Source organism: Pseudomonas shirazensis, from assembly GCF_014268785.2.
In the GTDB taxonomy this organism is placed as follows: Bacteria; Pseudomonadota; Gammaproteobacteria; order Pseudomonadales; family Pseudomonadaceae; genus Aquipseudomonas; species Aquipseudomonas shirazensis.
In genome coordinates this window covers 1,164,048-1,189,687 of sequence record NZ_JABWRD020000001.1, presented here as the reverse complement: position 1 = coordinate 1,189,687, position 25,640 = coordinate 1,164,048, and the positions used below count along the sequence as shown (strand labels likewise).

Annotated in this window: 20 protein-coding genes and 2 pseudogenes; 10 read left to right on the top strand and 12 right to left on the bottom strand. The window is 62.2% G+C overall.

Annotated features, from left to right (window positions below):
• The first annotated feature begins 257 nt into the window (after positions 1–257).
• Together HU736_RS05135 and HU736_RS05130 are read left to right on the top strand one after the other, a co-directional pair.
• Entirely contained in the window at positions 258–1,088 is an 831-nt protein-coding gene (locus tag HU736_RS05135) for an undecaprenyl-diphosphate phosphatase (RefSeq protein ID WP_103437471.1), read from the top strand.
• A gap of 1 nt (position 1,089) precedes the next feature.
• Entirely contained in the window at positions 1,090–1,530 is a 441-nt protein-coding gene (locus HU736_RS05130; RefSeq protein WP_103437470.1) for a DUF1294 domain-containing protein, read from the top strand.
• A gap of 16 nt (positions 1,531–1,546) precedes the next feature.
• On the opposite strand, the gene HU736_RS05125 is transcribed toward HU736_RS05130, so the two are convergent.
• On the bottom strand, positions 1,547–1,906 hold the full coding sequence (locus HU736_RS05125) for an MmcQ/YjbR family DNA-binding protein (RefSeq protein ID WP_371411578.1): 360 nt from the start codon (positions 1,904–1,906) through the stop codon (positions 1,547–1,549).
• Positions 1,899–2,801 (bottom strand): LysR substrate-binding domain-containing protein, encoded by a 903-nt coding sequence (locus HU736_RS05120; protein ID WP_101319665.1) that lies wholly within the window; start codon positions 2,799–2,801, stop codon positions 1,899–1,901. The genes HU736_RS05125 and HU736_RS05120 overlap by 8 nt, the downstream gene beginning before the upstream one ends.
• Before the next feature lie 132 nt (positions 2,802–2,933).
• Between HU736_RS05120 and HU736_RS05115 the strand changes: the two genes are divergently transcribed.
• Both HU736_RS05115 and HU736_RS05110 read left to right on the top strand, forming a co-directional pair.
• Positions 2,934–3,545, top strand: coding sequence for an FMN-dependent NADH-azoreductase (locus HU736_RS05115; RefSeq protein ID WP_186697946.1), 612 nt, complete (start codon positions 2,934–2,936; stop codon positions 3,543–3,545).
• A gap of 149 nt (positions 3,546–3,694) precedes the next feature.
• On the top strand, positions 3,695–4,738 hold the full coding sequence (locus HU736_RS05110) for an alpha/beta hydrolase family protein (RefSeq protein WP_367615281.1): 1,044 nt from the start codon (positions 3,695–3,697) through the stop codon (positions 4,736–4,738).
• On the opposite strand, the gene HU736_RS05105 is transcribed toward HU736_RS05110, so the two are convergent.
• The 8 genes and pseudogenes from HU736_RS05105 to HU736_RS05075 all read right to left on the bottom strand — a co-directional run bounded on the left by HU736_RS05105 (position 4,706) and on the right by HU736_RS05075 (position 14,507).
• Positions 4,706–5,896 carry an MFS transporter gene (locus HU736_RS05105; protein WP_186697948.1) on the bottom strand — a complete coding sequence of 397 codons (1,191 nt, stop codon included), beginning with the start codon at positions 5,894–5,896 and terminating at the stop codon, positions 4,706–4,708. The genes HU736_RS05110 and HU736_RS05105 overlap by 33 nt on opposite strands.
• Positions 5,897–6,107: 211 nt before the next feature.
• A complete protein-coding gene (locus tag HU736_RS05100) occupies positions 6,108–7,694 on the bottom strand; it encodes an ABC-F family ATPase (protein WP_103437467.1) in 1,587 nt (528 codons plus the stop codon).
• A 20-nt stretch (positions 7,695–7,714) separates the two neighbouring features.
• Positions 7,715–7,993, bottom strand: a pseudogene (locus tag HU736_RS05095) (site-specific integrase); the annotation flags it as partial.
• 156 nt (positions 7,994–8,149) lie between these two features.
• A pseudogene (locus HU736_RS21760) lies at positions 8,150–8,476 on the bottom strand (hypothetical protein).
• Positions 8,477–8,845: 369 nt separating this feature from the next.
• Positions 8,846–9,205, bottom strand: coding sequence for a hypothetical protein (locus tag HU736_RS05090; RefSeq protein WP_103437403.1), 360 nt, complete (start codon positions 9,203–9,205; stop codon positions 8,846–8,848).
• 359 nt (positions 9,206–9,564) lie between these two features.
• Positions 9,565–10,143: a molybdenum cofactor guanylyltransferase MobA gene (gene mobA, locus HU736_RS05085; protein ID WP_186697950.1), complete on the bottom strand. Its 579-nt coding sequence runs from the start codon at positions 10,141–10,143 to the stop codon at positions 9,565–9,567.
• Positions 10,144–10,203: 60 nt separating this feature from the next.
• Positions 10,204–13,320, bottom strand: coding sequence for a multidrug efflux RND transporter permease subunit (locus HU736_RS05080; RefSeq protein WP_186697952.1), 3,117 nt, complete (start codon positions 13,318–13,320; stop codon positions 10,204–10,206).
• 11 nt (positions 13,321–13,331) lie between these two features.
• Complete coding sequence (locus HU736_RS05075; RefSeq protein ID WP_103437401.1) at positions 13,332–14,507, bottom strand: efflux RND transporter periplasmic adaptor subunit; 1,176 nt, start codon at positions 14,505–14,507, stop codon at positions 13,332–13,334.
• A gap of 157 nt (positions 14,508–14,664) precedes the next feature.
• Between HU736_RS05075 and HU736_RS05070 the strand changes: the two genes are divergently transcribed.
• From HU736_RS05070 to yiaY, 5 genes are all read left to right on the top strand, one after another.
• Complete coding sequence (locus HU736_RS05070; RefSeq protein WP_186697955.1) at positions 14,665–15,366, top strand: response regulator; 702 nt, start codon at positions 14,665–14,667, stop codon at positions 15,364–15,366.
• A gap of 7 nt (positions 15,367–15,373) precedes the next feature.
• Positions 15,374–16,669: an ATP-binding protein gene (locus HU736_RS05065; RefSeq protein WP_103437399.1), complete on the top strand. Its 1,296-nt coding sequence runs from the start codon at positions 15,374–15,376 to the stop codon at positions 16,667–16,669.
• 54 nt (positions 16,670–16,723) lie between these two features.
• Positions 16,724–17,155: a PACE efflux transporter gene (locus HU736_RS05060; protein WP_103437398.1), complete on the top strand. Its 432-nt coding sequence runs from the start codon at positions 16,724–16,726 to the stop codon at positions 17,153–17,155.
• Positions 17,156–17,341: 186 nt separating this feature from the next.
• Positions 17,342–18,898, top strand: coding sequence for a threonine ammonia-lyase, biosynthetic (gene ilvA, locus HU736_RS05055; protein ID WP_225912973.1), 1,557 nt, complete (start codon positions 17,342–17,344; stop codon positions 18,896–18,898).
• 105 nt (positions 18,899–19,003) lie between these two features.
• On the top strand, positions 19,004–20,152 hold the full coding sequence (gene yiaY / locus HU736_RS05050) for an L-threonine dehydrogenase (protein ID WP_150569198.1): 1,149 nt from the start codon (positions 19,004–19,006) through the stop codon (positions 20,150–20,152).
• Between the two features lie 42 nt (positions 20,153–20,194).
• Here yiaY and HU736_RS05045 read toward each other — a convergent pair whose 3' ends face one another.
• Positions 20,195–21,388 (bottom strand): DUF8534 domain-containing protein, encoded by a 1,194-nt coding sequence (locus HU736_RS05045; RefSeq protein ID WP_186697957.1) that lies wholly within the window; start codon positions 21,386–21,388, stop codon positions 20,195–20,197.
• Between the two features lie 89 nt (positions 21,389–21,477).
• Positions 21,478–23,097, bottom strand: a complete 1,620-nt coding sequence (locus HU736_RS05040) for an NADP-dependent glyceraldehyde-3-phosphate dehydrogenase (protein ID WP_103437394.1) — start codon at positions 23,095–23,097, stop codon at positions 21,478–21,480.
• Between the two features lie 142 nt (positions 23,098–23,239).
• Here HU736_RS05040 and HU736_RS05035 point away from each other — a divergent pair, with 142 nt between their 5' ends.
• Positions 23,240–25,477, top strand: a complete 2,238-nt coding sequence (locus HU736_RS05035) for a putative bifunctional diguanylate cyclase/phosphodiesterase (protein WP_186697959.1) — start codon at positions 23,240–23,242, stop codon at positions 25,475–25,477.
• Positions 25,478–25,640 lie beyond the last annotated feature (163 nt).

Here is a 25,640-nt window from a genome sequence, read left to right as displayed (position 1 = left end):
AGCATGCATGGCCTGCGAACCGTACTCGACCAAAGGCCAAGTGCCTGGCGCGGCATTTCATGGTGGATCCAGGCAAGCCTAAAACAGGCTCGTCTGTTAGCATCTCGGCCGCTCAAGATGAAACCTTTAGGCATCTCGAACTTTTCGACTGGCGTAGCGACCAACAGTCGCTGTAAAACTGCCGGGCCGCGACGCGGCCACTATCAGTAAATCAAGAACAACGGCGCTGCAGTCAGCAGTGCCACAGCGGGGGAACAATGGATTTTTGGAGTGCCTTTCAGGCAATCATCTTAGGCATCGTCGAGGGACTGACCGAGTTTCTGCCGATTTCCAGTACCGGCCACCAGATCATTGTCGCCGATCTGATCGACTTTGGTGGCGAGCGGGCGATGGCCTTCAACATCATCATCCAGCTCGGTGCAATCCTGGCGGTGGTGTGGGAGTTTCGCCGCAAGATCATCGAGGTGGTGCTGGGGCTGCGCAGTGAGCCGAGCGCACGGCACTTTACCGTCAACCTGCTGGTAGCGTTCATGCCGGCAGTGGTGCTTGGGGTGCTGTTCGCCGATTTCATCCACCATCACCTGTTCAACCCGATCACCGTGGCTGCGGCCTTGGTCGTCGGCGGGGTGATCATGCTCTGGGCCGAGCGCCGCGACCACCGCATCGAAGTCGAGCACGTCGACCAGATGAACTGGACCCACGCCTTGAAAATCGGCCTGGTGCAGTGCCTGGCGATGATCCCCGGCACTTCGCGCTCTGGTTCGACCATCATTGGCGGCCTGCTGTTTGGCCTGTCGCGCAAGGCAGCTACCGAGTTCTCGTTCTTCCTGGCCATGCCAACCATGGTCGGCGCTGCGGTGTACTCCGGTTACAAGTACCGCGACCTGTTCCAGCCCGCCGACTTGCCGGTGTTTGCCATTGGCTTTGTGGTGTCGTTCATCTTCGCCATGATTGCCGTGCGTGCGCTGCTCAAGTTCATCGCCAACCACAGTTATGCGTTGTTTGCCTGGTACCGCATCGTGTTCGGCCTGCTGATCCTGGCGACCTGGCAGTTTGGCCTGATCGACTGGGCAACGGCGCAAGGCTGATATGGCCCGCCCGCAACCGGCAACCTCACGCCCGCGCGGCCACGCCCAGGGCGAGGGCGTGCGCAACCTGCGCTTGAAGCTGCTGGCATTGGCTGGGTTGTGTTTGCTGCCGGGGCTCGGCGCGGCGCAGATGGCCTGGAGCGGGCATTCATGGCTGCCCTTGGCGCTGTATCCGTGTGTGAGCCTGATCAGCCTGTTGCTGTATTGGCAGGATAAACAACAGGCTCGCAACCAGGCCTGGCGCACGCCAGAAAAGGTCCTGCATGCCAGCGAGCTGCTGGGCGGCTGGCCCGGAGCGTTGCTGGCGCAGCAGCTTTTTCGGCATAAGACGCGCAAGTTGTCGTTTCAGCTGACGTTCTGGGCCATCGTTGCGCTGCACCAGCTGTTCTGGCTGGATCAGGTGCTGCTGGGTGGGCGCTGGCTGGCGCTGCTGCCTATATAAGCGGCAGCGTTGCCGCTCAAAGCAACAAACCCGCTTGCAGCCGTTTTGGCAGTTTGCGCACCACCAGCTGGTGCGAGCGCTGCAGCAAGTCAGCCAGCTCCTCGCGCCCCATCGCATAGGGCGCTGCCACGCTGATCCAGCGGGCACGTGCCAGATAGGGCGCAGGCTTCACCCCCGGACGGTCGACGTAGCCGAGAAACAGCTCATCGGCGACCTTGAACGACAGCCCGGCACCGGCCAGATCAAGCACCGCGAACATCTTGTTGCCGGCCACCGAAAACACCCGGATACCGCCCCATTTGTAATCTTCGCGCGCGCCCGGTAAACCCAGGCAGAAGGTTGCTGCTTGTTCGGGGTTCATGCTTGCTTCAGACATACCGCTCTCCACAGGCCTCAAAGGCTGCTGCCAGATGATCAATCCACACACGCACCGCTGGCAGCATGCCGCGCCGGTGCGGGTAAACTGCCTGCAGCCAAGCGCCAGGCAGCGACCATTCCGGGAGCAGCCTGACCAGCTCGCCACGCTCCAGCTCTTCTTCACAGTACAGGCTTGGCAGGAGTGTGAAGCCCAACCCGGCGAGCACCGCAGCCTTGCGCAGGATGAAGTCATCAATCGCCAGGCGCGGCTCCAGTGCCAGCTCCTGCTCACGGCCATTGGGCCCGAGGAGGCGGATGTGCACCAGCCGGTCCGCTTCGGTCGCGCCGAGGACCGGCAGCGTCGCCAGCTGCGCCGGCTCGGTCAGGCCTTCGGCGAAGCCTGGGGCGGCCACCAGATGCATCTGTGCCTGACGCAGACGCCGGGTAGCCAGGGCAGGGTCTTCATCGCCCAGATCGCGTACCCGCATGGCGACGTCGATGCCCTCGCCAATCAGGTCCACGCGCCGATTGAGCAGGACCATGTCGAGCTGCACCAGCGGGTATGCCAGCAGAAAGCGATTGATCACCTCCGGCAGGAACGTATGAGCCAACGCTACCGGGCACGACACCCGTAGCCGCCCGCGCGGTTCGCTGGTCATGCTCGCGACCGCTTCGTCGGCCATCTGCGCCTCGAGCAGCATGGCCTGGCAGTGCTGCAGATAACGTTCGCCGATCGCCGTCAGCTTCAGCTGGCGGGTGGTGCGTTGCAGCAGGCGCGTGCCGAGGCGCTCTTCCAGCTCGGCGATGCGCCGCGACAGGCGTGACTTGGGTATCCCCAGCTGGCGCCCGGCGGCGGCGAAGCCACCGGCTTCGACCACCCTGGCGAAATAAAACAGGTCGTTAAGATCTTGCATTCACGTAGCCCATTGTTCTACCAATGGGACAATCTAGTGCATTCTCAGCGACTAATCATCTATTCGATAGCTCTGTAGGATTCTCTCCATCGAGATCGCCCCTATCGCGGTCGCCAATCCTGGAGAGTCCCCATGAAACTGTTGCACATCGATTCGAGCATCCTCGGCGACAATTCCGCTTCCCGCCAGCTCAGCCGCGAAGTGGTCCAGGCCTGGCAGGCTGCCGACGCCAGCATCGAAGTGGTGTACCTCGACCTCGCTGCCGACGCCATCAGCCATTTCTCGGCTGCCACCCTGCTGGCTGCAGGCACCGCTGAAGAAGCGCGTGATGCAGCCCTGGCGTTCGAGGCCAAGCTGAGCCAGGAAACCCTGGCCGAATTCCTCGCTGCCGACGCGGTAGTGATCGGTGCGCCGATGTACAACTTCAGCGTGCCGACCCAGCTCAAGGCCTGGATCGATCGTGTTGCGGTAGCCGGCAAGACTTTCCGCTACACCGAGGCCGGCCCAGAAGGCCTGTGCGGCAACAAAAAGGTGATCTTGGTGTCGACTGCTGGCGGCCTGCACGCCGGCCAGGCCACTGGCGCTGGTCATGAAGATTTCCTCAAGGTGTTCCTGGGCTTTATCGGTGTCACCGATCTGGAAATCGTCCGCGCTCACGGTCTGGCTTATGGCCCAGAGCAGCGCACTGCAGCCATCGACGCTGCCCAGGCGCAGATCGCCGGCGAGCTGTTCGCAGCCGCCTGATCACGGTTCAAGCAGCTAGAAGCGGGCAGGTGGCGGCGAATTTGGCTTACATCTGCCCGCAATCGCTGTGTGTTTCATCCAGTTTTCATCTGCCCTGAGCCATAGGGCCTTAAGCTGATGTCATCCGCCCATCTGCGGGGGAGACGCCGGTGACCTACCTCTCACGAACGATTGCTGCGCTGGTAGTGTTCACCAGCCTGATCGGCCACGCCAATGCCGCGCCTTGGGTCGCCGGCTTGCACCCTCTGCAACTGAACGATCCGGTGGATGCGCGGCCCATGCACGCCTTGGCTTTCTATCCTGCCAGTGGCGCGACCCACAGTCTGCGTATCGACGGCTATCAGCTGCGCGCTGCCGAGGAAGCGCCGGTGGCGCTTGGGCATTTTCCGCTGCTGGTAATTTCCCATGGCAATACCGGGAGCCCACTGGCGCTGCATGACCTCGCTACAGGCCTTGCCCGCCAGGGCTTTGTGGTCATCGCCTTGACCCACCCTGGTGACAATGCCCGTGATCCGAGCCGGCTGGGTACCCTGAGCAACCTGTACGGGCGCCCGCTGCAGGTCAGCGCGGCGATCACTGCCGCCCGGGCAGATGCGTTGCTGAGCCCCTATCTGGGCGACGGCAAGGTCGGCGTGATCGGTTATTCGGCAGGCGGCGAGACCGCGCTGATCCTGTCCGGTGCGCAGCCTGATCTGGAGCGTCTGCAGCGCTATTGCCAGGAGCGACCGACCGACGCCGATGCCTGTAAAACCCACGGTGTGCTGATTGCCGACCGCACGGAGCTGGGGCCCCATGCCGACCCGCGCGTCGGCGCTGTGGTGTTGATGGCGCCGCTTAGCCTGATGTTCGGGCGGCATGCTCTGAGCAACGTCCACCTGCCGGTACTGATGTACAGTGGCGACAACGACCAGTTGCTCGCGCTGGAGCACAACGCCGATGCGCTGGCGCGCAAGTTGCCGGTGACACCCGATTACCGCCTGCTGGCCGGCGCCGGGCATTTCGTATTCATGGCGCCTTGCGATGACGAGCAACATGCACGCATGCCGGTGCTCTGCCAGGACGCTGCCGGTATCGACCGGCGCCAGATCCACCGCTCGTTGCAGCGTGAGACGGCTGATTTCTTTACCCAGGCGCTTGGTGCACCAGAACCGGCAGAACGCTCAGCCGCGCTGATTGCGCCGCGCCAGCAGTAGCGTCAGGCCTACTCCTGATAGCGCCAGCAGGGCGGTTACGCAAAAGATCGAGGCGTAGCCTAGATGTACGGCGACCGCGCCCATTACCGGGCCGGCAATGGCCAGCGCCAAATCGAAGAACACCGCATAGGCGCCCAGGCCCGCACCACGGCTGCTCGGTGGCACATGTTTGATCGCTTCGACGCCGAGCGCCGGGTACACCAGCGACAGTCCAAAGCCGGTCAGGCCAGCGCCAAGCAGAGCAAATCCCGGTGAGGGGGCCAGCCACAGCAACGTCAAGCCGACCACTTCGGTCGCCATGCAGGTTATCGCCACCGCATAACCGCCAAAGCGGTTGACCGCGTTGACGAACAACAAGCGCGAAATGATGAAGCACACACCAAACGCACTCAGGCATAGCGCAGCGCCGGTCCAGCCGCGTTCGAGGTAGTACAAGGTGACGAAGGTGGTCAGCGTGCCGTAGCCGATCGACGCCAGCATCAGGCTCGTGCCGCACGGCGCCACGCGCACGAAAGCTGACCAGAAGCCAAGACGCTCGCCACGCACTACCACCACATCGGGTCGTTGACGCAGGGCGAACAGGCCAACCACTGCGAGGATCACCAGCAACGGGCCGAGCACGCTGAAGTTAAGCCCATCCACCAGCAGCACGCCGACGGGTGCACCTATCGCAATGGCACCATACGAGGCAATGCCGTTCCAGGAGATCACCCGTGCGGTGTGCTCGGCACCGACCTGATCGATGCCCCAGCTCAAGGTCGCTACACCGATCAGGCCTTGCGCCAGCCCGAGCAGCACACGGCCGCCGAGCAGCAGCGCCAGGCTTGCTTGCGGCCAAGCCAATGTCCAGGCCGAGAACAGCGTCAGCACTCCGCAACCGATGATCGCCAACAGCCCGTAGCCAATTGCACGCTTGCCGCCCAGGCTATCCGCCACCCGCCCGGCAAACGGGCGGCTGAGCAGCGTGGTCAGGTATTGCAGGCCAATGGTCACCCCGGCGATTACCGCGCCATAGCCGAGTTGGTCATGCACGTGGCCGGGCAGCACCGCGATCGGCAGGCCGATGCAGAGAAAGGTAATGAAGGTGTAGAAAACGATCGCAAGAATCTGGCGGGTGATGGCAAAGCGTTGATCAGGGGAGGGTACTTGTGCAGTCATGGGCTCGTTCGCTGGCGGGCGGTGGGGCGTGCCCCATCATGGCGGTTGCGCGAGGGAAATGAAAGCAGGCTAACGAATTGCCAGTACTACGGCGTGCATTGGCGTGGACCTGTAAACGGCGACGGGGCAAGCACGCGCCCAAATGACCGAATGCCTCGGTTCACATGAGCGCAGGCTTGCCCCGCGCTGGGTTCAACCTGTCAGCGACAGATCAGACCACGACGCCCTGGCTACGCAGGTAGTCGTCGTAGGTACCGCTGAAGTCGACTACGCCTTCTGGCGTCAGCTCGAGGATGCGAGTGGCCAGCGACGACACGAACTCACGGTCATGGCTGACGAACAACAGCGTACCCGGGTAGTTTTCCAGCGCCAGGTTGAGCGCTTCGATCGATTCCATATCCAGGTGGTTGGTCGGTTCGTCCATCACCAGTACGTTGGGCTTTTGCAGAATCAGCTTGCCGAACAGCATGCGGCCTTGCTCACCACCGGAGATGACCTTGACCGACTTGAGGATCTCGTCGTTGGAGAACAGCATCCGGCCCAGGGTGCCACGGATCATCTGTTCGCCCTGGGTCCACTGACCCATCCAGTCGAACAGGCTGACGTCATCTTCGAAGTCGTGGGCGTGGTCCTGCGCGTAGTAACCCACCTCGGCGCTGTCGGTCCACTTCACCGCACCTGCGTCTGGCTTCAGTTCACCGACCAGGGTACGCAGCAAGGTGGTCTTGCCGATACCGTTGGGGCCGATGATGGCAACGCGTTCGCCGGCTTCGACGGTGAAGCTGAAGTCCTTGAACAGCACCTTGTTGTCGAACGCCTTGGCCATCTTCTCGATGGTCACGGCCTGACGGTGCAGCTTCTTGTTCTGCTCAAAGCGGATGAACGGGCTGACCCGGCTCGATGGCTTGACTTCGGCCAGCTGGATCTTGTCGATCTGCTTGGCCCGCGACGTAGCCTGCTTGGCTTTCGAGGCGTTGGCAGAGAAGCGGCTGACGAAGGTCTGCAGCTCGGCGATCTGGGCTTTCTTCTTGGCGTTGTCCGACAGCAGCTGCTCGCGCGATTGCGTCGCTGCAGTCATGTACTCGTCATAGTTGCCAGGGAACAGGCGCAGCTCACCGTAGTCCAGGTCAGCCATGTGGGTGCAGACGCTGTTGAGGAAGTGCCGGTCGTGGGAAATGATGATCATGGTGCTGTTACGCGCCGTGAGGACCGTTTCAAGCCAGCGAATGGTGTTGATGTCCAGGTGGTTGGTCGGCTCGTCGAGCAGCAGCACGTCCGGGTCCGAGAACAGCGCCTGGGCCAGCAATACACGCAGCTTCCAGCCCGGTGCGACTTCGCTCATCGGGCCGTTGTGCTGCTCCAGCGGGATACCCAGGCCAAGCAGCAGCTCACCGGCGCGCGAGTCGGCGGTGTAGCCGTCCATCTCGGCGAACTCGGTTTCCAGCTCGGCGACGGCCATGCCGTCTTCCTCGCTCATTTCCGGCAGCGAGTAGATGCGGTCACGCTCGGCCTTGACCTTGAACAGTTGTTCATGGCCCATGATGACCGTGTCGATCACGGTGAAGTCTTCGTAGGCGAACTGGTCCTGGCGCAGCTTGCCCAGACGGGTGTTCGGCTCGAGCATCACCTGGCCACCGGACGACTCGAGGTCACCGCCGAGGATCTTCATGAAGGTCGACTTGCCGCAACCGTTGGCGCCGATCAGGCCGTAGCGGTTGCCGTTGTTGAATTTGACCGAAACGTTTTCGAACAGCGGCTTGGCGCCGAATTGCATGGTGATGTTAGCGGTGGAGATCAAAGGGCTTACCTATCAGTCACTTACAGGGCTGGCTTTTCAGCTGATACCGATTTGATACCAATCTTGAGTTTTTCCAGCTCGCTCCAATCGGAGCTTGAGTTGAGCCAACGGGCATACGTCGACAGCAGCATTTGAACGCTGTGACCCAGCTGTTGGGCAATAAATGCGGGATTGAGGCCGGACATTAAGCATATTGTCGCATAGGTATGGCGGCAGTTGTATGGGGGGCGACGTCTGATCCCCATTTCATTCAGCACCGGCACCCACTGTTTGTGTAGATCCGACGGCTGCTTGACGTACAGATTGAATATGCCGATGCACAGAGTGGCGGCTGCGCCCGACTGTAACCATCCGCCCCGGAGGCGCGCCAGGCTCTCAGTGAATGCTGAGCAAAGAGGTGTTCTCGGTTGCGCTGGCGCCGGTGGACAGCGGCAGGAGGCAGAGGGCGAGGCGGGTCATGGCGTCACCACTCGGCGAGCCCACCAGCAAACAGGGCCGTCGTCGCTGTCGAGAATGGCCAGGCAGAACCAGCCTCCGCCGTCAGGTCGTACAGGCTCCCAGTAACTGCAGTTCGGGTCGTGGCTTTCTAAATACTGGTCTGCAATGGCCTCCTTGGCTTACACCAGGCTGACCTTGCCGACCTCCAGACCCTGCTCGGCGAACCAGGCTTTTCACCGGTCGAAATCACCCTCCTCGAAGTCAAGCAGGTGAGGGTGCTGGAACATTCCGTATTCGTCGCGCACGACCGGCGCTGGCTGGATCAGCTTGATATCTTCAGACAGGACGATTCCTTGACCGCACTTCTGAGGCCTTTCGGTTTAAATCGGGAGGACTAATGACTTAAGTGGTACTGCAAGGGTCTACCGAATAAGCGTGCCATTCGGCTGGCCTTGGACATCGGTGATTACAGTGACAAAGCTAGACAGGGAGAGGCAGTTTCAAGCTTATGAGCTGCTACGGAAGCTGGACATGCAAACTTCTGCGACGATGAGCCAGGTGGCCTACGGGTGCACTACTGGTGCTGGATGGGACTATGTCTGCGCCCAGCATCGGAAGGCGTTCGATGAATGGATGAGCTTCGCTGCAACTCTGGATAAGCCCAATGTCGATTCGTAAGGCGGTTCCGCTTGTCCGGTGAAGCACTCGGCCTCTTAAGCCGCAGTTGATAACCGCCTCGCTTTCGCTATGAGGCAGAAGTTGTCTAGCAGCCATTCGGCCGCAGGGGTGGCGCGTCGGCTGGACAATTGCACGATCTTGAGCGCTGCGCAGCTGCGTTCCAGCAGCAGTTGATTGTCAGTCAGGCGGCCCAGCAAGGCGTCCTTGCTTGAAGGGCGCCCGAGCACATGTTGGCGGGCCAGTACGATGTCGTGATCTGCCATCTGCTGGGCATTGAACAGTTCGGAACGCAGGATGGGCTCGTATTCGAACTTGTGCCGCGCTGCACTCCACCGAAGCCAGATGGCCGGTGAACGCCACAGGCTGGACAGGGTGCGAGTCAGGATATTTTGCATGAATTCCTTCGCACGACCCGCGCAGGGCAAGCCGCATGCGGAATGAAGGCGGTTCTACGCCAGGCCAGGTGTGCGGGGGCGTTGCGCCGCCGGGGCGTGCAGCATTCCACCGACGAGTGTGGGAGGTATTTATGAGTCTGTTCGCTAGCGAACATAGGCAATATCGCCGCAACGGGCCGTGTTAGAGGTGCACGATCCAAGAGGCCGCTTTTGGCCGGCTGCTGCTCTTTGCGCGAGTGCAATCGACCATTGGCTGTCCTCCACGAAAGGCTAACTAGCAATCATTTTCTCAAACAAAAAATCACATAAAAATCAGTAGTTTAGAACATAAACATAAACTGGAATCTAAAATAGAAAGATTATGGCCCAAGCAACTCCGGAGTATTGAAATTCGACAACCTGGGATCCCCCACAGCACAGTCCAACCCACAGCACCCCCCAACCCCCAGCAAAGCCCGCTGCAAACTCCGTTCCCCCTCCAGCCAAGCCCGCCGCAACAAGGGCAACACCCGCCGAGGCAAAACCGCAAACATCGGCTGCCAATACCCCCCCTGACGCACCATCGCCGGCAAATCCTGCCCCACCGCAAGCCCCAGCAAATCCTCGATCAAGCGACGGTCAATCAACGGCGCATCACACCCCAAAACAACCACCCAGTCATGCCGAGCCATCGCCAACCCCGCAATCACCCCAGCCAACGGCCCCGGATAATCCGCCTCGGCATCAGCCACCAACCGATCAGCATAGCCACGGTACAGCTCTTGATTTCGGTTACAGGAAATCACCACATCATCGCTAAGCGCCCGCACCACCCGCTGCACATGCGCCACCAACGGCTCCCCACGCCACTCCAGCAACCCTTTATCGCGCCCACCCATACGCGCGCCCCGGCCACCGGCAAGGATCAATACAGAACAGGCAGGCAATCGCGCAGACATAAAAAAGGGCTCCTGGCAGTCAAGCCAGAAACCCTCCCATGTCACACCCAGCTTGTCCAGTCAGCCGCGCTCGCTTGCCTCAACGCCAGCCTTGCGTCGCCCAGCCAAGCGCATCACTACCACGAAGAACACCGGCACAAACACCACCGCCAGCGTCGCGCTGAGCATGCCGCCAATCACCCCGGTACCGATCGCTTGCTGGCTCGCCGAACTGGCCCCGCTGGCAATCGCCAATGGCACCACGCCGAGAATGAACGCCAGCGACGTCATCACGATCGGCCGCAGCCGCAGCCTTGCCGCCTGTACCGCGGCATCAACCGGATCATGGCCCTGATCGACCAGGCTCTTGGCGAACTCGATGATCAGAATCGCGTTCTTCGCCGACAAGCCAATCAAGGTGATCAAACCAACCTTGAAGAACACGTCATTGGGCATGCCGCGCAGCGTCACTGCCAGCACTGCACCGAGCACGCCTAGCGGTACCACCAGCAGCACCGCAGTCGGGATCGACCAGCTCTCGTACAGCGCCGCCAGGCACAGGAACACGATCAGCAGTGACAAGGCCAGCAACAGCGGTGCCTGGCTGCCGGACAAGCGCTCCTGCAGCGACAGCCCCGTCCACTCCAGCGCGGTGCCGGCGGGCAATTGATCGACCAGGCGCTGCATTTCGTCCATGGCGTCACCTGAGCTGTAACCAGGCGCTGGCTCGCCGCTGATGGAAACCGCCGGATAACCGTTATAGCGGGTCAATTGCACCGGCCCGGTGACCCACTTGGCCTGTACGAATGCTGCCAGTGGCACCATCTTGCCGCTGTCATTGCGCACGTGGATCTTCAGCAAGTCCTCGACCTGGCTGCGCTGATCGCCCTCGGCCTGGACCACTACCCGTTGCATGCGGCCCTGGTTGGGGAAATCGTTGACGTAGCTTGAGCCCACTGCGGTATCCAGCACTGAACCGATATCAGCGAACGAGATGCCCAGTGCGTTGGCCTGACGCCGGTCGATTTCAAGCTGAATCTGCGGGCTTTCCGCCAGCGACGATTCGCGCACGTTGACCAGCAGCTTGCTCTTGCCTGCCTCCGCCAGTAATTGGTCACGGGCGGCCATCAGTTGCGCATGGCCAAGGCCGCCGCGGTCCTGCAGGCGCAACTCGAAGCCGGTCGACTCGCCGAGGCCGTCGATGGGCGGCGGCAGCACCGAGAACGCCACGGCGTCCTTGATCTGGCTGAACGCCTGATTGGCCCGGTCCGCTATGGCTTGCGCGCTGTCGGCAGCACCGCGCTCGGACCAGTCCTTGAGCGTGGTAAACGCCAACGCCGCATTCTGCCCACTGCCTGAGAAGCTGAAGCCAAGAATCAACGTGGTATTGCCAACCCCAGCCTCGCCGCTGTTATGCGCTTCGATCTGCGCCGCCACCTGTTCGGTGCGGGCGCGGCTGGCGCCCGGCGGCAGTTGGATGTCGGTGATGGTGTAGCCCTGGTCTTCGGTCGGCAGAAACGCCGTCGGCAACTGGCTGAATCCGTAACCCAGTACCACCAGCAACACGCCATACAGCAGCAGATAGCGACCGCTGCGCTTGAGCGCGTGGACCACCCAGCGCTGGTAACCATCGCTCATGCGCTCGAAACGGCGATTGAACCAGCCAAAGAAGCCCTTGCTGGCGTGCTCGCCACCTTTGGCTACCGGCTTGAGCAGGGTGGCGCACAGGGCAGGGGTCAAGCTCAGGGCAAGGAAGGCCGAGAAAAGGATCGACACCGCCATCGACACCGAGAACTGCTGGTAGATCACCCCCACCGAGCCTTGCATGAAGGCCATCGGCAGAAACACCGCGACCAGCACGAGGGTGATGCCGACAATTGCGCCGCTGATCTGGCCCATCGCCTTACGCGTTGCCTGCTTGGGCGGCAGACCTTCCTCGGCCATGATCCGCTCGACGTTTTCCACCACCACGATGGCGTCGTCGACCAAGATGCCAATGGCCAGAACCATGCCGAACAAAGTCAGCACGTTGATCGAGAACCCCATCGCCATCATCACGGCAAAGGTGCCCATCAGCGCCACCGGCACCACCAGGGTCGGGATCAGCGTGTAGCGGATGTTCTGCAGGAACAGGAACATCACCGCAAATACCAGCAGCATCGCCTCGAACAAGGTCGTGATGACCTGCTGGATCGAGACCTTGACGAATGGCGAGGTGTCATACGGGATGTCGTACTTGACCCCGGCCGGGAACAGCGGCGCCAGTTGCTCCATCTTCTCGCGAACCAGCGTCGCGGTCTGCATGGCGTTGGCGCCGGGCGACAGCTGCACGGCGAAGGCCGTCGACGGTTTGCCGTTCAGGCGCGTGCCGAACTGATAGTCCTGCGCGCCGATCTCGACCCGGGCGACATCGCCGACGGTCACGCTGGAACCGTCAGGGTTGGCTCGCAGGACGATGTCGGCGAATTCCTGCGGCGTGCTCAATTGGCCCTTGACCACCACGTTGGCAGTGATTTCCTGGGTTGGCCTGCTTGGCAGATCGCCAATGCTGCCGGGTGCCACCTGAGCATTCTGCGCGGCGATGGCCACCGAGACGTCGTTGGGCGTGAGGTTGAAGCCGATCAGCTTGGCCGGGTCAATCCAGATCCGCATGGCCCGTTCCGAGCCGTACAGCTGCGCCTTGCCGACACCCTTGAGGCGACGGATCTCGTTCATCACGTTGCGCGCAAGGATATCGCTCAGGGCAGTTTCATCGAGGCTGCCGTCCTCGGAGGTGAGGGTGGCCAGCAACAGGAAACCGGTCGAGACTTTTTCGACTTGCAAACCTTGCTGGGTGACCGGCCGCGGCAAGCGCGACTCGACCACCTTGAGGCGGTTCTGCACATCGACCTGAGCCAGGTCCGGCTGAGTGCCCGGCTCGAAGGTGGCGGTGATGGTGGCGCTGCCCAGGCTGCTTTGCGAGTTGAAATAGAGCAGGTTGTCGGCGCCGTTGAGCTCCTGCTCTATCAGGCTGACCACGCTCTCGTCCATGGTTGCAGCGGAAGCACCCGGGTAGACGGCATAGATCTCGATCTGTGGCGGCGCCACGTTGGGATACTGCGCCACCGGCAGCTTGGGAATGCTCAGCGCCCCCGCAAGCAGGATGAACAGCGCTACGACCCAGGCGAAAATCGGCCGGTCAATGAAAAACTGCGGCATGAATCAGGCCCTCACTGGCCGTTGTGCTGGACGATGGGGTTGGCGTCAGCTGTTGGGTCAACCTGCACCTGATCGCCGGCCTTGATGTGTTGCAGGCCTTCGATTACCACGCGGTCGCCAGGTTGCAGGCCTTCATTGACGATCCAGCGATCGCCCTGGGCATTGCCCAGGACCACTTCGCGGGCTACGACCTGAGCCTGCTGATCGACCAGCATGACCTTGGCCACGCCTGCGCTGTCACGCAGGATAGCCCGCTGCGGCACGCTGATGCCCCTGGGTTGTACCGCCTGCTCCAGGCGCACGCGCACGTAGCTGCCCGGCAGCAGGTCGAGGTCCGGGTTGGGGAATTCGCTGCGCAGGGTGATCTGGTTGGTGCTCGGGTCGACACTGATGTCCGAGAACAGCAGCTTGCCCGGCAGTGGATAGGCACTGCCGTCATCCTGAATCAGAGTGGCCTTGGCTTGATCCTCGCCCACCTGGCTTAGCTCACCGGCCCGCAGCGCCCGGCGCAGTGCGGTCAGCTCGCGGGTCGACTGGGTGACATCGGCGTGGATCGGGTTCAATTGCTGGATCGTCGCCAGCGGCGTGCTTTCGTTCTGGCCGACCAGCGCGCCCTCGGTGACCAGCGCGCGGCCAATGCGCCCGGCAATCGGCGCGGTGACGGTGGCATAACCCAGGCTCAGCCGGGCCCGATCGAGCGCGGCTTTGGCCTGGGCAACTTCGGCGTCGGCTTGCAGCAAGGCGGCGTGGGCGTTGTCGTATTCCTGGCGGCTGACGGCCTTGTCGGTCACCAGCTCGCCGTAGCGTTGATCCTGCAGGCGCGCTTGGTAGCGGGTCGCCTCAGCGCGGGCCAGGGTGGCGCGGGCGCTGTCGAGGTCTGCCTTGAACGGCGCCGGGTCGATCAGGAACAACACATCACCCTGTTTGACGTCGCTGCCCTCGCGATAAACCCGCTTGAGCAGCACGCCAGCCACCCGTGCACGCACTTCGGCAGTGCGCGGTGCAAGGATGCGACCGCTCAGTTCGCTGGTGATCGCCAGCGGCTGGGCCTGCACGGTCTCAACCCGCACCTGCGCCGGAGGCGCTTTGTCGTCTGGCTTGGCAGCGCTGTCGCAGCCGGCGAGCAGTACACCGAGCAGCGCCAAGGGCGCCAGATGGCGCAGGGGGAGTATTGGATAGTTAGACATATGCAGCTTTCCGATAATGACCGGCGCTATGCTAAAGCACCTGGCCACTAATAAGCTGTGAAGCACTGTAGGGCGTATGTGAAAAAGTGTAAGGAAAACGGCTGCGGCTGCGTAGGATCTATATCCTCATTACTTACTTCCCTCAGCCAAGCTACTTATGCCGAACATTCTTCTGGTTGAAGACGACAGCGCGTTGTCCGAACTGATTGCCAGCTACCTGCAGCGCAACGATTTCCACGTCACCGTCATTGCTCGCGGGGATCAGGTGCTGGACGAATGCCGGCGGCAGCGGCCTGATCTGGTCATCCTCGACCTGATGCTGCCCGGCCTGGATGGTTTGCAGGTGTGTCGCCTGCTGCGCCAGGAATCACAGTGCCTGCCGATTCTCATGCTGACTGCCCGCGACGATAGCCACGACCAGGTGCTGGGCCTGGAAATGGGCGCTGACGATTATGTCAGCAAACCCTGCGAGCCGCGGGTGCTACTGGCCCGAGTACGCACCTTGCTGCGCCGCAGCAGCATCAATGAACCGCACTTTGAAAGCGACGTGATCCAGGTCGGCGGGTTGCTTCTCAATCTGGCCGAGCGCACGGTGAATTGGCGCGGCGAGGCAGTCGAGCTGTCCAGCGGTGAGTACAACCTGCTGGTGGTGCTGGCGCGCAACGCCGGTGAAGTGCTCAGTCGCGACCGCATCCTGCAACAGTTGCGGGGCATCGAGTTCAACGGCACCGATCGCTCGGTGGACGTGGCGATCTCCAAGCTGCGGCGCAGGTTCGACGACAACGCCGGCGAAGCGCGCAAAATCAAGACCGTGTGGGGCAAGGGTTACCTGTTCAGCCGCGTCGAATGGGAGTACTGAAGGCACCATGCTGAAGATTCTGGTACGCCTTTACCTGCTGATCATCGTTGCCTACGCCGGCGCGTTGTTGTTGATCCCCGATGCCATCGTCGGTGCTTTCCATGAACGTTTCATGGCCTTCAATCAAGACCAGGCCAGGGGCGTGCAAACCCTGATCGTGCGCCAGTTCCAGCAGGCACCGGCTGAGCAATGGCCGGCTGTCGAGCGTGAAGTGGCAGATATTTTCCGCCCTTTGCAGGTGCAACTGCTGCGCTGGGATCAGGCTGCGCTAACGGCGCCCGAACGCGAGCGCCTGCAGGCAGGCTTGCATGTTGTGCGCCTGGGCGACTGGGGTTACTACCGAACGGCAATGGCGGCGCTGGACAGCGAGTGGCTGGTAAGCCTGCACAGCCCGCCCGATCCGGTCGACATCAACCTGCTGTCCTGGGGCGTGACCGTGCTGATCGGTGCCGCCTTGCTCGGCTGCCTGTTGGGCTGGGTGTGGCCACACTGGCGGGATCTGCAGCGGCTCAAGAAAACCGCTCGGCGTCTCGGCGAAGGGCAGCTGACCGCGCGCACGCAGATATCTGCGCGCTCCAACATCGGTGAACTGGCGGGTGTGTTCGACACCATGGCCAGCGACCTGGAGCGGCACGTCAACGAACAACGTGAACTGCTCAATGCCGTCTCGCACGAACTGCGCACGCCGCTGACCCGGCTGGATTTTGGCCTGGTGCTGCTGTTTGACGAAGTGCCGCCAGCCAATCGCAAGCGCCTGCTGGAGCTGGTCGGCCACGTTCGCGAGCTGGATGAGCTGGTCCTCGAGTTGTTGTCCTACAGCCGGCTGCAAACCGCCGGGCAGGCCAACGAACGGGTGGAGGTGTCGCTGCTGGAGCTGGTCGACAGCGTCCTTGGCGGTTTTGCCGAGGAGCTCGATAGCCGTGGTGTTCAGTGGGAAGTTAAAGCCGACGCCAACCTGCCGCGCTTTGTCCTCGACCCGCGCCTGACCGCCCGCGCCGTGCAAAACCTGGTACGCAATGCCATGCGTTATTGCGACGAAAAGCTGCTGCTGCGCCTGCGCATGGAGGGCGGCGCCTGCCTGCTTACCGTGGAGGACGACGGCATCGGTATCCCGCAGGAGGAGCGCGAGCGGATATTTCAACCGTTCTATCGGCTGGACCGCAGCCGCGATCGCAATAGCGGCGGCTTTGGCCTGGGCCTGGCGATCAGCCGGCGGGCAATCGAGGGGCAGGGCGGCACACTCACGGTTGCCCAGTCGGCGCTCGGCGGGGCGCAGTTCCGCATACGCTTGCCGGCGGCTTGAATATAGCCGGCAAGCGGCGTACCGTTTGCGGGCCGTTTCTCCCAGGAGCCGTACATGCAAGGCAAGGCCCGCAAGATCGTTCAGGCCATCTGCTACGAAGTCATCGCCGTTGCCTGCGTAGCCCCCGCCCTGGCGCTGATGTTCGATGCCGGCATGGCCCACTCGACGGCGCTGTCGGTGCTTATGTCGGGGGTTGCGATGAGCTGGAATATGGCCTTCAACTGGGCGTTCGAGCGCTGGGAGGCACGCCAGGCCAAACGCAAGCGCACCGTGCTGCGGCGCATCCTCCACGCACTGGGCTTTGAAGGCGGGCTGGTTGTGTTGTTGCTGCCACTGGTGGCGTATTGGCTGGATATCAGTTTGTGGGCGGCATTGCTCACCAACCTGGCGCTGTTCGCGTTTTTCTTCGTCTACGCGTTCGTGTTCCAGTGGGGCTTCGACAAGGTCTTCGATGTGCCGCTCTCGGCGCAGCAAGCCAAGTGTTGACGGCTTGTAGCGCAACAGGATAAGTTCCTTACCCATGAATACCTTCCCGCAGCGTCGCGCCCTGAACATTATTATTACCGCCATTATCGGATTGGCGGGCTAGCGCGTACGTGCACCTAACCCGCCCTGGAGGCGGGTTTGTTTTCTCTGACTCCTGGGCAATACCACATCCACCAGGAGTCATCGATGACCAATCTCAACGTCAACCCGCGTCTCACGCCCGCGCAACTGCTAACCGAGCAAGTGCGGCGTATTCTTGCTGCGCCGGTGTATGACCTGGCCATTGAAACTCCACTGCAAGGCGCTGCGGCGCTGTCGGCCAGCCTTGGCAACCAGGTCCTGCTCAAGCGCGAAGACCTGCAACCGACGTTCTCCTTCAAGATCCGCGGCGCATACACCCGCCTGTCGCGCCTGACCGCAGCCCAGCGCGAGCGCGGCGTAATCACCGCTTCTGCCGGCAACCATGCTCAGGGCGTCGCCCTGGCCGCTGCCCATCTGGGTTTGCAGGCAACTATCGTCATGCCCACCACCACGCCAACCCTGAAGATCGAGGGTGTGCGTTCGCGCGGCGGCAATGTGGTGTTGCATGGCGAAAGCTTCCCCCATGCGCTGGCCCACGCGCTGCACCTGGCCGACGAACATGGCGCGACCTTCGTGCCGCCCTTTGACGACCCTGATGTAATCGCCGGGCAAGGCACCGTAGCCATGGAAATCCTCCGCCAGCAGCCGGGCGCGCTGGATGCGATCTTCGTGCCGGTGGGTGGCGGTGGCCTGATCGCCGGCATTGCGGCCTACGTCAAATACCTGCGGCCGGAGATCAAGGTGATCGGCGTCGAGCCGCACGACTCCAACTGCCTGCAAGCGGCACTGGCGGCGGGGGAAAGGGTGATCCTGCCCCAGGTCGGCACCTTTGCCGATGGTGTGGCGGTGGCGCAGATCGGCGCGCACTGCTTTGAGCTATGCCGGCACTTTGTCGATGAAGTGATCACCGTCAGCAGCGACGAGCTGTGTGCGGCAATCAAGGACATCTATGACGACACCCGCTCGATCACCGAGCCATCCGGCGCGCTGGCCGTGGCCGGGATCAAGAAATACGTCGCCCGCGAGGGCGCAAAAGGGCAAACGCTGGTGGCGATCGACTCCGGCGCCAACGTCAACTTCGACCGCCTGCGCCATGTTGCCGAGCGGGCCGAGCTGGGTGAGCAGCGCGAGGCGATCATTGCCGTGACCATTCCCGAGCAGCCCGGCAGCTTCCGCGCCTTCTGCCAGGCGCTGGGCAAGCGCCAGATCACCGAGTTCAACTACCGCTTTTACCCAGGCAAGGAAGCCCGCCTGTTCGTTGGCGTGCAGACCCATCCACTCACCGACCCACGTGAGCAACTGTTGGCCAGCTTAAGCGGGCAGGGCTATCAGGTGCTCGACCTGACCGACAACGAACTGGCCAAGCTGCATGTGCGCCATACCGTCGGCGGGCACGCTGCCCCAGGCAGCAATGAGCGGGTGCTGCGCTTCGAGTTCCCGGAGCGGCCAGGGGCGTTGATGGGCTTCCTCGAGCGCCTGGGCAAACGCTGGAACATCAGTCTGTTCCACTACCGCAACCATGGTGCCGCCGAAGCGCGGGTGTTCGCCGCGCTGGAAGTCCCCGACGAGGAGCTGGCGGGCCTGCCGGCTGCGCTGGATGAGATGGGTTACCGCTACTGGGACGAGACCGACAACCCTGCCTATCGGTTATTCCTCGGCTAAGCCGATAGTCGGTCTGCCTGGCGGATTGATCGTTGCTGTGGATCAACACCGCGGGCCGCGATTAGGCAGATTCTCAAGGTAGACAGACCTTGAGGATCCGCCCCCATGAGCAGCACCTTTTTCATCCCAGCCGTGAACATCATGGGCATTGATTGCCTGGACGAAGCGATGACTGCCATCGCTGGCTACGGCCTGCGCAAGGCATTGATCGTCACCGACCAGGGCCTGGCCCGGGCTGGCGTTGCCGAGCGCATTGCCGGCCTGCTCGCCATGCGCGATATCGATGCCGTGGTGTTTGACGGCGCGCGGCCCAACCCAACCATTGCCAACGTCGAAGCAGGCCTGGCCGTGTTGCAACGTGAACACTGCGACTGCATCGTCTCGCTGGGCGGCGGGTCGCCGCACGACTGTGCCAAGGGCATCGCCCTGTGCGCTACCAATGGTGGGCGGATCAGTGACTACGAAGGGGTTGATCGCTCAACCAAGCCGCAACTGCCGCTGATTGCGATCAACACCACCGCTGGCACCGCCAGCGAAATGACCCGTTTCTGCATCATCACCGACGAAGCCCGCCATGTGAAAATGGCCATTGTCGACCGCAACGTGACGCCGATCCTCTCGGTCAACGACCCGGCGCTGATGGTTGCCATGCCCAAGGGCCTGACTGCAGCCACCGGCATGGATGCCCTGACTCACGCCATCGAAGCCTACGTTTCCACCGCTGCCACGCCGATTACCGACGCCTGCGCGCTAAAAGCCATCAGCCTGATCAGCGACAACTTGCGTCAGGCCGTGGCCGATGGCAGCGACCTGCAGGCGCGGGAGAACATGGCCTACGCGCAGTTCCTGGCAGGCATGGCCTTCAACAATGCGTCGCTGGGGTTCGTGCATGCCATGGCTCACCAACTCGGCGGCTTGTATGACTTGCCCCATGGCGTGTGCAATGCGGTGCTGCTGCCGCACGTGCAGCGCTTCAACGCCAAGGTCAGCTCGCCGCGTTTGCGCGACGTCGCCAAGGCGATGGGGATCAAGGTGTGTGGGCTGGATGCAGAGCAAGGCGCTGGCGCGGCGATTTCGGCGATCGAGCACCTGGCCGTGGCGGTTGGCATTCCTGCAGGCCTGGCAGAACTCGGCGCGCGTATGCAGGACGTGCCGCTGCTGGCTGAAAATGCGTTGAAGGACGCCTGCGGCGTGACCAATCCACGCACCGCCAGCCAGGCGGAAATCGAAGCAATCTTCCGCGCGGCGTTCTGAGCCGTTCCAGCGCGGCCTGGCCACACGCGGGGCCAGGCCGCTTCAGCGCTCGCGCATGAAAAACCCGGCGACAAACTTGCGGAAGGTCTCCAGGCTTTTGAAGTCGGCGTAACGTTTGAAGTGCTCGGTGTCGGGCTCCGGCCCGACCGGCTGTTCCAGCAGTGACACCGACAACACCCGGTCCTGATCCGAGGTCAGCACCAGCTCATCCATCACCTGACCACCAATCACCGGCCGGCGCATCAGCACCTTGACGCCTTTGCTGGCCATCCAGTCGATCAGCGACACCAACGCCTTGAGCGGTTCGCGTTCTTCGTCGCGGTACACCGGGAACAGATGCGCGCGTGACAGCACAGGCACGCTGGCAACGTGGATCAATTCATAGAAGTTGCTCCCGGCAGTGGCCGGCGAGTACAGCGCCAGGGTCAGCAGCGGACCGCTGGTGCGGTTGCCACCCCAGTACAGATGATGGCCCTGGAAGTCGAAGCCATCCTCACTGCGGGCATTGAACAGCTTGCGCCCCTTGATCTGATCGACGCAGTCGAGCAGCAAGCCATGCCGACGGTGATTGCCGAACACCGTCGCCTCACGCAGGCGTGCTTTAAGCATCATCATGTGCTTCATGTCCAGCCGCGTTTCCAGGTAGTTGCTGGCCGGCACGCGCTCGAGCAATGGGTAACGGCTGGCCACGCTGCGCAGCTCGGCGAACTGCGCGGTGAGGTCCTTTTTCAGGTGGCTGGCATAGACGTTGAGGCCGCTGATTTCGATCCAGGTCAGCAGCAGCGACAGCAGGTGCTGTTGTGCCCGGCGTTCGGCAGCCTCGTTGACCGGGCCGGCGGGGCCTTGTTCGCTGGCCTTGCGGAAATCGCCAATCAGGCCCAGCGGCGTGTCTGGCGCAAGCCACGCGGGCGGCGGCGTGCTCTCCTGGCGGCTCTGTTCAGCCTCGCGCTCATCCTTGCTGAACGGGCAGCCAGGGGTATGTTCGGGGGTGTCCGGATTATTGCGCAGGACCAGCCTGCCAGTATCGCCATTGAGGGCAATGTTAAGCACCGGCAAGGCGTCTTTGCGACAGTCGCAGGCCAGCCACTGGTTGGCGCTGCGCACCTTCATCAGCATCTGGTTGGCCTGCAGCACAGCCGGCCCGGTCAGGCTGCCGGCAGCAAAGCCTGCCAGCAGTTCTTCCTCGGCCAGGGTCAGGCTTCGCACCAGGCTGGCGTTTTTTTCGATAATTCGCATGTAGAGCAGCTCCCAGCTACAAGCCCCAAGCTTCAAGCAAAGCGCGGCTGCTTTCAACTTGAAGCTGGAGGCCGATCCCTTGCAGGCGGCTAGAAGATGTAATCAGTGGTCAGGAAGCTCGACTGACGATTACGGATGATCTCGCTGATCAGCTCCTTGTTGGCCTCCTGGAACTTGGTGGCTACCAAGGTACGAATCGAGAATACCCGCAGTGCGTCGTGCACCGACAAGGTGCCCTCGGCGCTATTCTTGCGCCCGTTGAACGGGTAGGTGTCCGGCCCGCGCTGGCACTGCGCATTGAGGTTGATCCGGCCAACCTGATTGGCGAAGGTATCGACCAGGCTGCCAATGGTGGCCGGGTCATTGCCGAACAGGCTGAGCTGTTGACCGTAGTCGGAGTCGAGCACGTACTCGATCACCGTCTCCAGGTCGCGGTACGGCACCACCGGTACAACCGGGCCAAACTGCTCTTCGTGATAGACGCGCATGTCGGCGCTGACCGGGTAAAGCAGGGCAGGGAAGAAGAACGAACCGCGGCTCTGTCCACCGCCTTCATTGAGCACCCGTGCACCTTTGCCAGTGGCATCGGCAACCAGGCCGTTGAGGTAGTCGACCTTGCCTTGCTCGGGCAGCGGCGTCAGCGCCACACCCGGGGCCCACGGCATGCCAGGCTTGAGGGCAGCCAGCTTACGCTGGAACTTGTCGAGGAACGCGTCGACCACATCCTCGTGCACGAACAGGATCTTCAACGCGGTGCAACGCTGGCCGTTGAACGACAACGCGCCGGTGACGGCTTCGTCGACTGCATTGTCGAGGTCGACCTGGGGCAGCACGATGCCTGGGTTCTTTGCATCCAGGCCCAACGCTGCGCGCAGGCGGTGCGGGCGCGGGTGGAGTTTTTTCAGGTCGCTGGCGGCCTTGTGCGTACCGATAAAGGCGAACACATCGACCTTGCCGCTGGCCATCAACGCGCTGACGGTTTCTCGCCCGCGGCCGTAGATCACGTTGATCACCCCCGGCGGGAAGCTGTCGCGGAACGCTTCCAACAGCGGCCTGATCAGAAGTACGCCGAACTTGGCCGGTTTGAACACCACGGTGTTGCCCATGATCAACGCCGGAATCAGCGTGGTGAAGGTTTCGTTCAACGGGTAGTTGTAGGGCCCCATGCACAACGCTACGCCCAGCGGCGCGCGACGGATCTGGCCGAGCGTGCCTTGCTCGAGCTCGAAGCGGCTGGAGCGTCGGTCGAGGTCTTTCAGGGCATTGATGGTATCGACGATGTAATCGCAGGTGCGGTCGAACTCCTTTTCGGAATCCTTGAGGTTCTTGCCGATTTCCCACATCAGCAGCTTGACCACCGCCGTGCGTTGCTCGCGCATCCGGTCAAGGAACGCCTGCACGTGCTCGATCCGCTCGGCCACACGCATGGTCGGCCAGGCACCGCGGCCTTTATCGTAAGCGTGGACTGCAGCGTCCAGCGCCGTCAGTGCAGTGTCGGCGTCCAGCAACGGTGCGCTGCCGAGGATGACTTGCTGCTCTTGATCGCCATGCTTGAGCCAGATCGGGCTGCGCACGGTGGCCAGCGGGCCAGGCCACTGGCGCAGTTCGCCATTGACCAGATAATCGCGTTGTTCCAGCGGTGGCCCGAGGCGCCAGGCCTCGGGGATGTCATCGGCGGTTGGAAACAACGAATCGAGCAGACTGTCCATGAATACTGCACCTCACGATTAGTGTATGGGTGAAACGCTTCAGCTCTTCGAGCATGCGCCCGCACGAGGAAAAACACCAGTCTGGCTCAACATTGCCTAACCTGCGCCGATACACAATCAATCGACCTGCGACCGCGCATTCATGATCAGTGCTTTCCTCGACCAAGATCCCTTAGTGCCCGCCGCCAACCCGGTGCGGCGCGGTATCAACCGCCTGTTGCCGGTAGGCTTTGCCTTGATCGGTATTGGTCTGTCAGTTGTGCTGGGCCGCATGGACATGCAGCGCCAGCAGCTCGAGCAGGTGGCGCATGTGGCTACACAATTATCGGGGGTGAGGGTCGCTCTCGAGGCGCAGTTGCGCGCTGCGTTTGGCGAGACCGAGGGCATCGCCCAGCTGATCACGGCCGATGGCGTGATCAGCGCCGAGCACTTTCGCGGCATGGCGCGTGAGGCGCTGGCCTCGGTGCCGTACATGCGCCATGTAGCCTTGGCGCCAGACGATGTGATCAACGACGTGCACCCACGTGGGGGCAATCTGTCCGTCATTGGCCTGGACTACCATACCCTGCCTGACCAATACGCCATGCTTGAGCTCGCCCGGCAACGGCAACAGCCTGTACTGGCCGGCCCGGTCAAGCTCCAGCAGGGCGGTGAAGCGCTGATTTACCGGCGCCCGGTGTTCGTCAACGGCAAGCGTGGGGTCAAATTCTACTGGGGCAATGTCTCTACCGTTGCCGATATCGAGCGTTTGCTGCAGGCCGCTGGTATCGGCCCGGAGCTGCCGATTGACCTGGCCGTGCGCGGCAGCGACGGTAAAGGTGCCGAAGGCGGCATGATCTGGGGCAATGCCGGGCTGTTCAAAGAGCCGCTGCTGACGCAGACCGTCGAGGTGCCGGGTGGCCGTTGGCAATTGGTCGCCGAACCTCGCGAAGGTTGGCCTGCGCTGGCCTTGGTCACTTCGCCGCTGTTCCTGTTCGCCCTTAGTTTTACCGGCTTGTTCAGCTTGTTCGTTGCTCAGCTCAACCGTAGCCGCCGTCTGCTGCAACGGCGTAACCGCGAGCTGCGCGAGTCGCAGGCGCAGCTAGAGCGGCTGGCCCACTACGACACCATTACCGGGCTGCCCAACCGAGTGTTGTTCCAGCAGCAGTTGGCCGCTGCCATCAATCAAGGCCATGGCCTGGCCGTATTGATGCTGGACATCGACGGCTTCAAGCAGGTCAACGACAGCCTCGGCCACGCGATGGGCGACCTGTTGTTGCAACAGGCAACGGCGCGGTTTCTGCAAGAGCTGAACAAAGGCGATCGACTTTGCCGCATGGGCGGCGATGAGTTCGTGTTCATGCTGCAGGGCAGCCAGAGCCAGGTCAGCCAGCAGGTGCAGGGGATCCTGCGAGCGTTGCAGCGGCCCTTCGATCTCAATGGCAACGCGGCGCTGGTCACCGGCAGCATCGGCCTGGCCTGGTGCCCGCAGCAGGGCAATGATGTCGACAGCCTGCTGCGTCACGCCGACACCGCGATGTACGTCGCCAAGGAAAACGGCCGCAATGCCTGGCGCCCTTACCATCCGGACATGACTGCACGCCTGCAGCAGCGTCTGGAGATGGAGCGCAACCTGCGCCGCGCCTTGCAGCACAATGAATTCGAGTTGTGGTATCAGCCCAAGATCGATCTGTTCAGCGGCCGGGTAGAAGGCGTCGAAGCGCTGCTGCGCTGGCGTGATCCGGTGCATGGTCTGGTTGCGCCGGGCGAGTTCGTGCCTTTGGCCGAGCAGACCGGTTTGATCATCCCGCTGGGCGAGCGCGTGCTGGAACTGGCCTGCGCGCAGTTGGCCAGCTGGCGCAACACAGACTGTTTGCCCGGACCGCTGGCCATCAACGTTGCGGCGCTGCAGATCGAGCGCAGTGATTACGTCAGCAGCCTGGCCGGCGCTTTGGCCAGTCATGGACTGCCAGCACAGTTGCTGGAAGTGGAAATTACCGAAAGCCTGTTGATGGAGAGCCAACAACAGGCCTGCGCCGTGCTCGCGCAACTGCAGGCAATGGGCGTAGCGACTGCAGTCGATGACTTCGGTACCGGCTATTCATCGCTGGCCTATCTGCGCTCGCTGCCCATCGATCACCTGAAGATCGATCGTGCGTTCATCAAGGACCTGCCTGACGATGATGACGCGGTAGCCGTTGCCCGGGCAATTATCGACCTGGGCCATGCCTTGGGTTTCCGGATCACCGGTGAAGGGATCGAAACTCAGGCGCAGTACGACTTCCTGCGCAATGCAGGTTGCGATCAGGGGCAAGGGTATCTGATGGCGCGGCCGATGCCCGCAGCCGCCCTGCAGACGTGGTTGGCAGCGCGTCAACGCAGCCCAGTCAGCACAACCTGAAAGATAAAATTTGACGCCATAAAAGCATGCGCCATGCTGTCAAAATGCCGCTTGCAAAGGGGCTACCTTGCATCTTTAATTGTTACCAATTATGAGTGCGAAGTCATACAGCTATTGCATTAACTTTCAATAAGTTAAGCGCGTCTTCCTGCGCGTTGATGAT